At 52.1% G+C, this 14118-nt stretch carries 10 protein-coding genes; 7 read left to right on the top strand and 3 right to left on the bottom strand.

Annotation, left to right across the window (positions count from 1 at the left end; all coding sequences use genetic code 11):
• Nucleotides 1-3: 3 nt before the first annotated feature.
• The 3 genes from JOD20_RS02935 (at nt 4) to JOD20_RS02925 (ending at nt 5266) form a co-directional block, all read left to right on the top strand.
• Complete coding sequence (locus JOD20_RS02935; RefSeq protein WP_204753828.1) at nt 4-1908, top strand: VWA domain-containing protein; 1905 nt, start codon at nt 4-6, stop codon at nt 1906-1908.
• A gap of 16 nt (nt 1909-1924) precedes the next feature.
• Nucleotides 1925-2314 (top strand): tautomerase family protein, encoded by a 390-nt coding sequence (locus tag JOD20_RS02930; protein WP_204753827.1) that lies wholly within the window; start codon nt 1925-1927, stop codon nt 2312-2314.
• A 99-nt stretch (nt 2315-2413) separates the two neighbouring features.
• Nucleotides 2414-5266 (top strand): VWA domain-containing protein, encoded by a 2853-nt coding sequence (locus JOD20_RS02925; protein WP_204753826.1) that lies wholly within the window; start codon nt 2414-2416, stop codon nt 5264-5266.
• Nucleotides 5267-5537: 271 nt separating this feature from the next.
• On the opposite strand, the gene JOD20_RS02920 is transcribed toward JOD20_RS02925, so the two are convergent.
• The 3 genes from JOD20_RS02920 to JOD20_RS02910 are packed head-to-tail and all read right to left on the bottom strand — an operon-like array spanning nt 5538 to nt 6952.
• Entirely contained in the window at nt 5538-5711 is a 174-nt protein-coding gene (locus tag JOD20_RS02920; RefSeq protein WP_204753825.1) for a hypothetical protein, read from the bottom strand.
• A gap of 3 nt (nt 5712-5714) precedes the next feature.
• On the bottom strand, nt 5715-6191 hold the full coding sequence (locus tag JOD20_RS02915) for a GNAT family N-acetyltransferase (RefSeq protein ID WP_204753824.1): 477 nt from the start codon (nt 6189-6191) through the stop codon (nt 5715-5717).
• A gap of 53 nt (nt 6192-6244) precedes the next feature.
• Nucleotides 6245-6952, bottom strand: coding sequence for a hypothetical protein (locus tag JOD20_RS02910; protein WP_204753823.1), 708 nt, complete (start codon nt 6950-6952; stop codon nt 6245-6247).
• 105 nt (nt 6953-7057) lie between these two features.
• Here JOD20_RS02910 and JOD20_RS02905 point away from each other — a divergent pair, with 105 nt between their 5' ends.
• From JOD20_RS02905 to rpoB, 4 genes are all read left to right on the top strand, one after another.
• On the top strand, nt 7058-7909 hold the full coding sequence (locus JOD20_RS02905) for a MerR family transcriptional regulator (RefSeq protein WP_204753822.1): 852 nt from the start codon (nt 7058-7060) through the stop codon (nt 7907-7909).
• Between the two features lie 13 nt (nt 7910-7922).
• Nucleotides 7923-8654, top strand: a complete 732-nt coding sequence (locus JOD20_RS02900) for a DUF4386 domain-containing protein (protein ID WP_204753821.1) — start codon at nt 7923-7925, stop codon at nt 8652-8654.
• Nucleotides 8655-9162: 508 nt separating this feature from the next.
• Entirely contained in the window at nt 9163-10089 is a 927-nt protein-coding gene (locus tag JOD20_RS02895; RefSeq protein WP_204753820.1) for a bifunctional riboflavin kinase/FAD synthetase, read from the top strand.
• Between the two features lie 359 nt (nt 10090-10448).
• A complete protein-coding gene (gene rpoB / locus JOD20_RS02890) occupies nt 10449-14102 on the top strand; it encodes a DNA-directed RNA polymerase subunit beta (RefSeq protein WP_054536835.1) in 3654 nt (1217 codons plus the stop codon).
• Nucleotides 14103-14118 lie beyond the last annotated feature (16 nt).

The raw sequence follows: 14118 nt of genomic DNA, 5'->3' as shown, positions 1-14118 counted from the left end.
GTTATGGGATTCATTGCACCATTAATGTTTATCGCAGGCGGTACGGTTTTGGCTGGGATTGTAGCCATGTACATTTTGCGCCTGCGTCGCGAGGAACGAACGGTTTCTTCAACCTTTTTGTGGAATCAATTGGTACGCGATGTTGAGGCCAACGCGCCGTGGCAACGCCTACGCCACAATTGGTTGCTCTGGCTGCAATTGCTGATTGCCTTGCTGTTAGCGTTTGCAATCGCGCGACCGTTTCGCGAAACCGTTGGGGTTAGTGGGCAAAATCTCATTGTAATTATTGATCGCTCGGCTTCGATGGGCGCAACCGATGTTGAGGCCAATCGGCTTGAAGCAGCCAAAAACGAGGCGATTCGCTTGGTCGACCAGCTGCCCGATGGCGCACGCGCTACGATTATGGCAATCGGCGGCGAGCTTGATGTGCCTGCTGCCGCCACCACCGACCGCCGCGAAATTCGCGACGCGATCGAAGGCATCGAATTGCGCTTGGGCGGCGGCTCGGATATGTCGCAAGCCTTGAGTTTGGCTGGAGCTTTGGCCGCCCGCGAAGAAGAATCAGAAGTGGCAATTTTGACCGATGGCCAAGTGACTGTGCCAATGAGCGCAACCTTGCCAGCCAAAATTCGCTATTTTCCGGTTGGCAGCAGCAACAACAACCAAGCAATTGCCGCAATTGCCTTGAACGAGCTAGCGCCTGGCACGCTGACCTTTTTTGCCCGCGTCACCAACCAAGGCCAAGAACGGGTCACGCGCCGCTTGTTGGTGACCCTCGATGACACGTTGTTCAACGCCTACGACTTGGAAATTCTGCCCGGCCAAGATCAAACCGTCAATATCGATGTGCCGTCAACCGCCAGCACCGTCGAGGCGCGGCTTGATGGCAGCGATAGCTTGCCCAGCGATGATGTGGCGTGGGCGATTCGGCCCTCAAGCGATGCAATTCCAGTGCGCTTTGTCACGCCGGGCAATCGCTTTTTGGCCACGGCTTTAGGCTTGATGCCACGGGTGCAAGTTTCGGCCTATCTGACGGAAACTGCGACCTTTACCGACACGGCCTTGTTGACGATTCTTGATGCGAGCTTGCCAGAGCCACTGCCACCAGGCAACTTGCTGTTTATCGCGCCCTATCGCTCAACCGAATATTTTTCGGTCACAGGCAGCTTGGATCGGCCAGTGCCACGGCCAGCCCCAACCGATGACCCATTGTTGCGCAACGTCGAACTTGGCGAGGTCAACATCTTGAAATCGGCACGGATTGAAAATGCGCCGTGGGCACATACCGTCATCGATAGCGCTGCTGGGCCGTTGTTGATTGCTGGCGAAGTTGATGGGCGGCGGATTGCAGTGCTTGGCTTTGACACCCACGATTCCGATTTGCCGTTGAATATTTCGTTTCCCTTGTTGATTGCCAATTTGGTTGGCTACTTGGCCCCGGGCACTGGTGGCGATTCAGCGATTTTGCCGCCCGACCAAGAATTTGCCTTTGCAGTAACCAACGATATTAGCGGCGTGCGGCTGATTCAGCCTGACGGCAAAACCCACGAAGCAGCGCCAAGCAATGGCTTAATCAGCTTCGATGGCAGCCTCATGAACCAAGCAGGCATTTATAGCGTCGAATTGCTGAATGATGGCGTAGTTGCTCGCAGCCAACGCTATGTCGTCAATGCCTATCGCGAAAGCGAAGCCAAAATCACGCCAGTGCAGGTGCTTGATGTAGCCCAAATTGGCGGTGGCCAAGTTGGCTCAAGCGAAACCACCCAAGCCAAAGCTGGCCGCGAAGAATGGTGGCGTTGGTTAGCCTTGGCAGCATTAATTTTCGTTTTGATTGAATGGGTTTTTGCCCAACGCAGCGCCTTGACACGGCTCAAACTTTGGTGGAATGCCCGCCGCAGTGCAGCCTAAAAAACAGCGAGGATTTATGGCGCAAATCGAAATCTATGGCTTAGCCAGTAGCCTCAATCCAATCAAGGCAGCCTTAGCCGAAACCATTCATAGCTGTATGGTTGAGCATTTTCAATTGCCAGCCAATAAGCGCTTTCAACGCTTTTTTCCAATGGCAGCTGATGATTGGTTGATGCCAGCTGATCGCTCAAGCAACTATCTGATTATTGAAATTAGCTGTTTTGCTGGGCGCAGCATTGCCGCCAAAAAAGCTTTAATTCAAGGGTTGTTTGGCCAAATTGCCAAAGTGCATGGCATTCAACCGCAGGATGTAGAAATTACGCTGATCGAAACGCCAGCTCACAATTGGGGCATTCGCGGCGTTGCTGGTGACGAGCTCCAACTGCCGTATCCAGTTGAAATCTAATTGAACCGTAACATTCAACCGCCCTGCGTTTTTGCTGGGCAGGCTGTTCATGGAGAGGCTCCCGATGCCGTTGGCATTTGGCCTTGCTAGGGTGAAGTTATGCTCTCGTTTGTTCGACCAGAATATCTATGGTTTTTGCTGGCGCTACCGTTGGTATGGCTGTTGGGCTGGTTCAACAGCCGTGGCCGTAGCGGCCAACGCCGCTGGTGGGCGCTCGGCTTGCGCACGCTGTTGCTGCTGTGCTTGATCGGCAGCCTCGCCGGAACCCAAGTGCGCCAACCAGTTCAAAACTTGACCACAGTGTTTTTGCTCGATAGCTCCGATTCGATCGCCCCTAGCCAACGCTCCACCAACGAGCAGTTTATTGCTGAAGCGCTCCAAAGCATGCAAGAGGGCGATAAAGCGGCAGTTGTGGTCTTTGGCGAGAACGCCTTGGTTGAGCGCGTGCCATCGGATATTCAGCGCTTAGGCACGATTCAATCGGTGCCAATCGCGGCGCGCACCGACATTAGCGAGGCGCTGCAACTTGGTTTGGCGCTCTTTCCCGCCGACACCCAAAAACGGCTTGTGTTGCTCTCCGATGGTGGCGAGAACAGTGGCCGCGCCTTGGAAATGGTTCCGCTTGCTCAACGCCGCAATGTGCCAATCGATATTGTGCCAACCGGCATCGAGCAAGGCAACCCTGAAGTGGCGATTAGCGCGTTTCGCGCTCCCTCAGCAGCCCGCACAGGCCAAGAGATTCAGCTGATCGCCACAATCGAAAGCAACACGGTGCAATCAGCTCAATTGCGTTGGCGTGCCGATGAGCAAATCGTGTTCGAAGAAGCGATTAGTTTACCAGTTGGCACGACGAGCTTCACCACTAGCTTGGTTGTCAACGATCAAGGCTTTCATCGCTACAGCGCCCAAGTTGTGCCAACCAACGATACCCGCGCTCAAAATAATGTGGCGGCTTCGTTGGTGCAAATTGGCGGCCCGCCCAAAGTGTTGCTTGTTGAAGGCGAAGTTGGCGATGCTAGCGCGCTACGGCCAGCGCTCGAAGCAGCCAATCTAGTGCCTGTAGTGGTGCCAGCAACTGGCTTGCCGACCGATTTAGCAGCGCTGAGCGATTATGAAGCGATTTTGTTGCTGAATGTGCCTTCGCGGGATATTGATCAAGATACCCAAAAATTGCTGCGCTCGTATGTTGGCGATCTTGGACGAGGCTTGGCAATGATCGGCGGTCGCCAAAGTTTTGGGGTTGGTGGCTACACCGCCACGCCAATCGAAGAAGCCCTGCCAGTCAGTATGGACGTGCGCAATCGGCAGCAACGCCCAGACATTGCCTTGGTGTTTATCATCGACAAATCGGGCAGTATGGATGCTTGTCACTGTAACGGTGGCGATATGTCAGCCCGCGCTGGTGGTGGCACGCGCAAGATCGACATTGCCAAAGAAGCTGTGGCCCAAGCAGCAGCTGTGTTGGGCAAAGACGATAAATTGGGCGTTGTAACCTTTGATGATGCAGCCCACTGGACGATTGAACTCAACAAAGTTCCCAGCCAAGATGATGTTGTTGCGGCGTTATCGCCGGTAGCACCCAATGGCCAAACCAACGTGGTTAGCGGCATGAACGCTGCCTACGAGCAATTGCGCCAAAGCGATGCCAAAATCAAACATGCGATTCTGTTGACCGATGGCTGGGGCCATGCCACCGATATTGGCAACATTGCCGAAAATATGAACAAAGATGGCATCACGCTCTCGGTCGTTGCCGCTGGCAATGGCTCGGATAACGCCTTGCAACGCTACGCAGAGCTTGGCGGCGGACGCTATTATCCAGCCCGCGCCATGGAAGAAGTGCCCCAAATCTTCTTGCAAGAAACAATTCAAGCAGTTGGCACCTACATCGTTGAGGAGCAATTTACTCCAGCCTACGCTGGCGATAGCCCAGTGCTGGCCGATTTGCAAGAGGGATTGCCAAGCCTGTTGGGCTACAACGGCACAGTTGAAAAAGACAACGCCCAAGTGATTTTGACCGCAACTGATGGCTCGCCAATCTTGGCCCAATGGCAATATGGGCTAGGCCGGAGCATCGCTTGGACGAGCGATCTTAAGGGCAAGTGGGCCAGCAATTGGGTTACGTGGGATCAATTTCCGCGCTTCACCGCCCAATTGGTTGGCTGGCTCTTGCCGCGCATCAGCAACGATAGCGTGAGCGGCGAAGCTTCATTGATTGGCAGCGATGTGCAAATTGAGATTGTGGCCACCGATGAGCAGGGCGCTCCCCAAACTGCAATGAATGTCAATGCGCGTATGGTTGGGCCAACTGGCGAGGCTATCGACGCAACCTTGGTCGAAGTTGGGCCTGGCCAATATCGAGCACGGGTTGCCAGCCCCATTGCAGGCACCTATTTGATTCAGGTTGTTGGCAATGATGCCAATGGCAAGCCAGCATTTGCCCGCACGTTGGGCTTGATCGTGCCCTACTCGCCTGAATATCGCCAAGGCCAAGCCAACCCTGAATTGCTCAGCACCTTGGCAAAAGCAACTGCTGGCCGCAGCCTGAGCCAACCAATCCAAGCCTTTGATCATACGCTCGATGCAGTACGCCGCGCTACGCCAATTGATTTGGGATTATTGTTTGCAGCGCTAGTTTTGCTGCTCCTTGATATTGCAGCCCGTCGGCTTAATTTGCGGCGCAAAGATTTTACGGCCTTGCAAACAGCCCGCAAAGAACGCCAAACCGCTGCTGCTGCGCCAACCGCCACCATGAGCAGCCTGCAAGGGGCCAAGGGCCGTGCGCGTCAGCAAATGTTCAGTGATAAGAGCGAGCGCGAAGTCAAGCCCAAAGACAACCCGCCAACCGCGCCATTGACGGGCAAACCGGAACATTCCACCAAAGCCGTTGACGAAGCAGAAGATCCAATCGAACGCTTGCGGGCCGCCAAAAACCGTGCCCGTCGGCAGTAAGCGAGGGGTCAGGGGCTATAGGCTATTGGAACCAGTGTCATACCATCACATGTTCCGCTAGCCCATAGCCCATAGCCATATCTTCTCTGCGCCTCTGCGTTAAAGCTGATCTACGAAGGACACGAAGGGCTGAAACCGCGAAGAACACAAAGGACGCGAAGGCTGTTTTTGTTTTTAGCCACGAATTGCACCAATAATCTTCCGCTAGCTAAAAGCCTATAGCCCACAGCCATGAATGTTTTTAGCCCCAGATTGGCACAGATTTTTGAGATTATGTTGTTGCTGACCCAAAGCCAACAGCCACAATTGTTGAACCACGAATTTCACCAATAATCTTCCGATAGCCATGAATGTTTTTTGCCACCGATTTTCTTAATTGCTGTTCCCATAGCCCATAGCCTACAGCCAATAGCCTCATCTTTGATTTTTGACTTTGGCATTTCATCCTTCATCCCTCATCCTTCATACTTTCTAGGTTCTTAACCAAATACGTTGGTTGTTCTTCCTCAATCGCAAAGCCACAGGCCTGATAAAACGTGGTAGCAGCAGGATTATCGGCTAGCACCCAGACTGCGATCATTGCATGCACCGCCATCCATGCTTCCATTGTTTGCAACAGGGCTTGGCCAATGCCGTTGCGTCGCCACTGGTGATGTACGCCAATCTCATAGAGCAAAACTTCGCTGCCTGCGCCTGAACGCAGCGGCACGACCACACAATACAAAAAGCCAGTAATCACTTCGGCTTCGCGCGCGACCCAATAGAGCACCGCCGGATTGGCCAAAAACTGGCGGGCCGCTTGATCGTCAAGCGCAATTAATGGCTCATCATCATCAGGTTCAAGCCCAAATAACGCATCATCAAGTGCCAACTGCTGAATAATCGCCTCGTCGCCAACCTCAAGCCGCTGAATTGTGATCGCCATAATCAATCCCTTTCTTGCTGTTTATACACGTTAAGCAGCATGTTCAAGCCTCGCTAGCGCTCAGGATTTTTGAGGAAACGCAGTGGTCCAAGCATTCTGCCCCGCCCATAGACATCGGCGAAGTAATAGCCACTACTATCTGGCTCCCACGCATTACTACAAATTTCAGGATATATATTGGAAAATTCCACAATTAAATCACCCACTGGCGGGTATCCACGAGCTGATCGATAAATCTTTCCATTATCAGCAACATACTGCTGATCAGGCGATTTTACATATGTTCCATAATCATCGGGGATTAACATTGGCTCCCACCAATCTGTTGATTGTTGCTTAGCCGATAGCTCAACTTTTGTCACCTCTCCTGTCGTTAAGTTAACGAGCCAGTATGGATCTACTAAAACAATATCTTGGGTTGGGTCATTAATCCAGCCTAATGGGTCGCCATAGCTGTTATTTCCATAAGGATCAGCTTCAGGATTATCAGGATAAGCAATTTCGTCACCAGTTTTTAAATTATAGATTTTCTGTGATCCAACCCCGTCTTTAAATGTCGTTGCTAAAACAAAGTTACGTGCTGGCGAAATACTACACTCATCTATTGATTCATCAATAATAATTGGCGCAATTCGAGCATTCTCAGCAGTATCGCGATCAAAAAAAATATTAATTGCACACATTGCAATGCCGATTAACGCGAAACAGCTGGCAATAACGCCCAATACTGTCCAGAGCATAACTCGAAACCAATACGTCATGATCTACTCCTCTCGGTTGGTGAAATGCTGCGATTAATTGGCGCTTGACTCTACCACTGTGCTAGGGTGTAGCATCAACAGCAGCGTTACACAAGGATGGTTGCAATGTTCAAGATTGGTGAATTCTCACGCTTAGCGCAAGTTTCGGTGCGGATGTTACGCCATTACGACAAGTTGGGCTTGCTCATTCCAAGCCAGGTCGATCAGTGGACGGGCTATCGCTATTACACGGTCGAGCAATTGCCACGGCTGCATCGAATTGTTGCGCTCAACGGCTTGGGCCTCAGTCTACAACAAATTAGCGAATTATTGAACCATGACGATCTTTCGGCAGATCAATTGCGCGGTATGTTGCGCCTTCAAGAAGCCCGTTTAACAGCTGATTTGGCCAAAAAACAAGCCCAGTTGGCCGAAGTCAGCGCTCGCTTAGCCCAAATCGACCATGAGCAGCAGCCATGGCCCTACGCCATGATGCTCAAATCGACCAAGGCCCAGCCAATCGCCAGTATCCAAGCGGTTGTGCCGAGCATCGATCAAATGGGCTACTACTGCCATCAACTCTATACAGCGCTCTACCAAGAATTGCACATGCAGCGCATTCCAATCCTAGAGCAAGAAATTACCACCTACCACAATCAGGAGTTTGCCGAAACCAATGTTTCAATCGAGGTAGCCGTCACCTTGGCCGAGGACAAATTGCCCCAAATCAGTGCTAGCAACATCACATTTCAAACGCTGCCCAGCTTCGAACTAGCGGCAACGCTAGCCTTTGAAGGCAGTTTTCGCGAGATTCACGCGGCTGTTTTGGCGCTACTTGGCTGGGTTGGCTTGCACAACTATCAAATTATTGGGCCGCTGCGCGAGTTTCATCGCTCTGGGCCTGCTCACGATTCAGAAGGCGGCATTCGCGAGCCTGCGATTATCGAACTGCAATTGCCAATCGCCCAACCAACTTAAGAAAGGAACGACTATGATAGCCAGCAACAGCTACGCATCCATCAACCAACCCGAGCGCAGCATAACCAGCACCTATCGCTGGGCAGCAGGCCTGCTCTTTAGCCAATTTTTGATCTTTATGCTGACATTTTTGGTGCTCGGTAGCGCCATCGATTGGCCCGCCAGCCTTGATAACCCTGCCGCCCAAGCCTTGCCCTTGATGCTGCAAGAACGCTCGGCAGTTGCCTTGGGCTATACAGCCTACTTTGTCTCGGCGACCATGCTGATTCCAATTGCCTTGTTGCTTTGGCAGATTTTGGGCAGCGAAAGCAGCTTGCTGCGGGTAAGCGCAGGCTTTGGCATCTTGGCAGGCTTCGCCAAATTGCTAGGGATTGGGCGCTGGCTTTTGTTGATGCCCAGTTTGGCCGAACAATACAGTACAACCAGCGATCCCAGCCTGCGCGCAAGTATCGAGTTGCTGTATACCAGTTTCAACAACTACGCTGGCGGAGTTGGCGAACAAATCGGCGTAGCCTTGTTTGCTGGCTTGTGGACCGCAGGTGTAGCGTTGAGCATCCTTCGGCAAGGCCAATTGCCGCGCTGGCTTGGCTATAGTGGGCTGGTAGTCGCGCTCAGCGTGCTCATTCCGCTGATCGAGGTCTACAATCTCAGCGCTGGGCCAATGTTGATGATCAGTGGGAGTTTATGGCAGCTTTGGTTGGTTACGCTTGGTGGCTTGCTGTTGCGCTCTCGAGCGAAGGCATAAATCTAGGGGTCGGGGTTCGGGCGCTAGGGATCAGTTGCTTGTTGCTTCCTCAGCGCCCTACCCAAACTCACCTATGCTACCTATAGCAAATAGCCTCACTTTCTCTGCGCCTCTGCGTTGAATTATTGATCCACGAAGAGCGCGAAGGGCTGAAACCGCGAAGAACACAAAGGAGGCGAAGGCTGTTTTTGTTTTTAGCCACGAATTGCACGAATTGCACGAATAATCTTCCGCTAGCCCACAGCCTATAGCCTATCGCCATGAATATTTTTCGCCACAGATTGACACAGATTTGCTTGATTATCCTGCTGTGCTCATAGTCGGGTCGATTACCTGATCATTGTGATTTCTGCCTTCTGCCTTTTGACTTTTGATTTCTGCCTTCATCCCTCATCCTTCATCCTTCATCCCTCATCCTTCATCCTTCATCGCAAATCCTTTGCTATTTACCAGTGACAATGGTATCTTTTGAGGCGATATTGGCAACTTTATGAATTGGAACTAGGCCATGCATTTTGCTGAACTTGCCAGCGTGCAGTATAAAACTCCGACGCTCTTAACGATTGGAAAGTTTGATGGTGTGCATCAAGCTCATCAACACATTCTGCGCCGTTTGGTTGAACGCGCTCGCCAGCTCGATTGCCATAGTGCGGTGCTGACGTTTGATCCGCATCCCGATGAGATTCTGCGGCCTGAGCGTGAGATTCGCTATTTGACCACCATCAACGAGCGCGCAGCATTAATGCAAGATATTGGCATCGATCTCTTGGCCGTTCTGCCGTTTAATCAGGCCACCTCGCAACTCAGCCCTAAGGCATTTTTACAACTATTGTTAAATCACGTTCCAGTGCGCGAATTGTGGGTTGGGCCAGATTTTAAGCTTGGTCACCGTGGCGCTGGCACAATGCCTGTGTTGCAGGATTTAGGGCAAGAGCTGGGCTTTACAATTGAGCCAATTCCCTATTGGACGCTTGATGATGAGATTGTTAGCTCGACCGCGATTCGCACCTGCTTGGCCGCTGGCGATGTGCAAACCGCCAATCACTACCTTGGGCGACCGTTTAGCTTGCAAGGCACGGTTGTGCCAGGCGACCAGCGCGGGCGCAAAATTGGCTTTCCCACCGCCAATGTGCAAATCGCCAGCAACCACATGTTGCCAGCAGATGGCGTATATGTCTGCAAGGTGCAATTGCTTGATGATCGGCGCAGTTTTGGCGCAGTGACCAACATTGGCGTTCGGCCAACCTTTGGCGTGCTTGGGCGGGCGGTTGAGGCCCATCTTTTCGATTTCAACGAAGATATTTATGGCCGCCCGTTGCGAATCAGCTTTTTGCAGCATATTCGCGGCGAACAAAAATTTGCTGGCATCGAACAGCTGGTAGCCCAAATTGGCCGCGATGCCCAATTTGCCCGTGAATGGCTCGAACAACACTAACTAAACAACCCCTTTTCTTAGCATTCAAAACATATGTGCGAATTTCTAAAAAAAGGGGTTGACTTCTCTCGGGCGCAAGAGTATAATGCCCGCAAGTTTAAACCTCGTATTGTCTCTTGACACCTCTCGACCTTGCTGTTATAATCTCCTTTTGCAAAAATAGCTTTTCGTAGTGTTTGGACGAGGCTTTCGATCCACGCCAAGAATGTATATCAATACCACGCCGTTGGGCGTATTTTTCGTTGCGCTGCCGCCAAAAGCAGTCAAACTCGCAGCCGGACAACCACAAGTCGCATTTTTGACTACGGGTGTTTGGAGGTGAGCATTTTGTGCTTTTGCGGGGCTAGGGAGCGAAGCTGATGCCGCAAGTTCAGTCAACTGTTATCCTGCCACCGCTGATCACGTCCAGTATCTTCCGCGATGACCAAGGTCGTGCGATGATCGCATCACGTCGGAGTTTTGCTCGCATTACCGATGCGATTGAATTACCGAAGTTGATCGAAACCCAGATCGATTCGTTTCGCTGGTTTCAACGTGAGGGGCTTCGTGAGTTGTTCGATGAAATTAATCCCATCGACGACTTCACAGGCAAAAACCTAGAGCTTTCGTTTAGCGATTACGAGTTCGGCGAACCCCGCTATAACGAATTTGAGTGCCGTGAACGCGATATGACCTACGCCGCGCCACTCCGTGTCCGCGTGCGGTTGAAGGTCAAAACGACTGGCGAAATCAAGGAAAGCGATATTTTCCTTGGTGACTTCCCATTGATGACCAATAATGGGACGTTTGTGATCAACGGCGCAGAACGGGTTGTTGTGTCGCAGTTGATTCGCTCGCCTGGCGTGTATTTCAAAGAAGAAAAAGAGCCAACCAGCGGTCGTTCGCTCCATAGCGCCAAGTTGATCCCCAATCGTGGTGCTTGGCTGGAGTTCGAAACCAATAAGCGCGATGTGCTTTCGGTCAAGGTCGACCGCAAACGTAAGTTGCCAGTCACCATCTTGATCCGCGCTGTGCTGGGCTTGTTCGGCGAGAAACCACTCGATCAATGTGGCCTCAACGAAGAAGTTATGGCCTTGTTCGCGAATGTCGATGTTAACCGCGACCACCAATATATCGCTTCGACCTTGGATAAAGATCCATCAACCAATGCCAAAGAAGCGATTATGGAATTGTACAAGCGCTTGCGCCCAGGTGACCCAGCAACCGTCGATAACGCTCGCTCGTTATTGGAAACCTTGCTGTTCAACTCGCGCCGCTACGACTTGGGCAAAGTCGGTCGCTATAAATTAAATCGCAATCTCTGGGAAAAAAGCCGCCTCTTCGAAGGCCAAGAAATTCCCAGCCTCAGCATGCGCGTGCTGAGCAAAGCCGATTTGTTCAAAATCGTCGAGCGCTTGATCGATCTCAATAATGGGATTGGCAACCCAGACGATATTGACCACCTTGGCAACCGCCGTGTGCGGACCGTCGGCGAATTGATTCAAACCCAATTCCGCGTCGGTTTGTTGCGCATGGAACGGGTCATCAAAGAACGCATGTCGTTGCAAGAACCAGAAGCAGCAACGCCCAATGGCTTGATCAATATCCGGCCTGTGGTCGCTGCAATGCGCGAGTTCTTCGGCGGTTCGCAACTTTCACAGTTCATGGATCAAACCAATCCATTGGCTGAGTTGACCCACAAACGCCGGCTTTCAGCGCTTGGGCCTGGTGGTCTGAGCCGCGATCGCGCAGGCTTTGAGGTTCGCGACGTTCACCACTCGCACTATGGCCGGATCTGCCCAGTCGAAACGCCTGAAGGGCCAAACATCGGTCTGATTGGCACGATGTCGACCTTTGCCCGCGTCAACGAAATGGGCTTCCTCGAAACGCCATATCGCCGCGTGTACCGTGAAGTCGATAACACGCCACTTTGGCTTGAACGCGGCATGACCACACGCGATGTCCGCCACCTGAGCACTGGCGAGTTGATCGCCCGCGCTGGCGCTCGCGTTGACGAGGAATTAGCCAAGATCATTGCGATTGGTGTGCTGAATGGCCAGTTGCTGCGCGAAGATATTGTCAACCCAGCGACCGGCGATTTGATCGCTGAAACTGGCACCGAAATTGATCGGGCCTTGGCAACCAAAATTGCCGATTTGCCCTTGCGCGCAATCAAAATTCACCCAGTTGTCACCAATGAAACCGACTACTTGCCAGCCGACGAAGAAGATAAGTTCATTATTGCCCAAGCCAACGCTTTGCTCGACGAACGCTTCCGCTTTATCGACCCAACGGTTTCATGCCGCCACGCTGAAGATTTCGTCCAATCACCAATCGCTTCTGTCGATTATATGGACGTTTCGCCCAAGCAGGTGGTCAGCGTTTCAACCGCGTTGATTCCGTTCTTGGAACACGACGATGCAAACCGTGCCTTGATGGGTTCGAACATGCAGCGCCAAGCAGTGCCGTTGTTGCGCCCAGACGCGCCAATTATCGGCACTGGCATGGAACACAAAGCCGCCCGCGACTCAGGTCAGGTGGTTGTGGCTCGTGCCGATGCTGTGGTGCTTTCATCAAATAGCGAACGCATTTTGGTGCGCGAAAACGATGGCACCGAACGCACCTATCCATTGCTCAAGTTCTTGCGCTCGAACCAAGATACCTGTATCAACCAACGCCCAAGCGTCTTTATTGGCGATAAAATTCGGGCTGGCGAGGTCATCGCCGATAGTTCTTCGACCCAAAATGGCGAGCTTGCGCTTGGCCAAAACATTCTCGTGGCCTATATGCCTTGGGAAGGTGGGAACTTCGAAGACGCTATTTTGGTGAGCGAACGCTTGGTCCGCGAAGATATTTTCACCTCGATTCACATTGAAAAATATGAAGTCGAAGCCCGCGATACCAAACTTGGCCCCGAAGAAATTACCCGCGATATTCCAAACGTCGGCCAAGATAGCCTTAAAAACTTGGACGAACGCGGGATTATCTACGTTGGTGCTGATGTTCAGCCAAACGATATTTTGGTTGGCAAAATCACACCCAAGGGCGAAACTGACCTGACCGCTGAAGAACGCCTCTTGCGGGCGATCTTCGGTGAAAAGGCTCGCGAAGTTAAAGATAGTAGCTTGCGCGTTCCCAACGGGGTCAAAGGTAAAGTCATTGATGTCAAGGTCTTTACCCGCGATGAAACGACTGAAATGCCAGTCGGGGTCAACCAAACCGTGCGCGTTATGCTCTGCCAAAAACGCAAAATCAGCCCCGGCGATAAAATGGCTGGTCGCCACGGCAACAAAGGCGTGGTCAGCCGTGTGCTGCCAATCGAAGATATGCCATTCTTACCAGATGGCACGCCTGTCGATATCGTCTTGAATCCGTTGGCTGTGCCAAGCCGGATGAACATCGGCCAGATTTTGGAAACCCACTTGGGTTGGGCTGCTTCACGCTTGGGCTTCCGCATTGCCACGCCAGTCTTCGACGGCGCACGCGATGAGGATATTGTCAAAGCACTCGCTGAATCAGGCTTACCATCCGATGCTAAGATCGATCTCTACGATGGCCGTACTGGCGAGAAATTCGATAATCCAGTGACCGTCGGTTACAAATATATGCTCAAGTTGGCGCACTTAGTGGAAGATAAGATCCACGCTCGCTCAACTGGCCCCTACAGCTTGGTGACTCAACAACCACTCGGCGGTAAGGCACAGTTCGGCGGTCAGCGCTTTGGGGAAATGGAAGTCTGGGCGCTCGAAGCCTATGGCGCAGCCTATATTCTCCAAGAAATGCTCACGGTCAAGTCCGACGACGTGGTTGGTCGGGTCAAAACGTATGAGGCGATCGTCAAGGGCGATCCGATCAACGAAGCCGGCGTACCAGAATCGTTCAAGGTCTTGATCAAAGAGTTGCAATCGCTTGGTCTGTCGGTCGATGTGTTGACCGCTGATGAACGCCCGGTTGAGCTAACCGATAGCGAAGCCGATGACTTAATCTCACTCGACGGCATCAACCTGTCGGGGATGGAAAAAGGCGAACTCTAAACTTCGGTTGCGATCC

It is taken from the genome of Herpetosiphon giganteus (assembly GCF_016907925.1).
In the GTDB taxonomy this organism is placed as follows: Bacteria; Chloroflexota; Chloroflexia; order Chloroflexales; family Herpetosiphonaceae; genus Herpetosiphon; species Herpetosiphon giganteus.
Note: the sequence above shows the minus strand (reverse complement) of the source record. Positions and strands in the feature narration are given on the sequence as shown.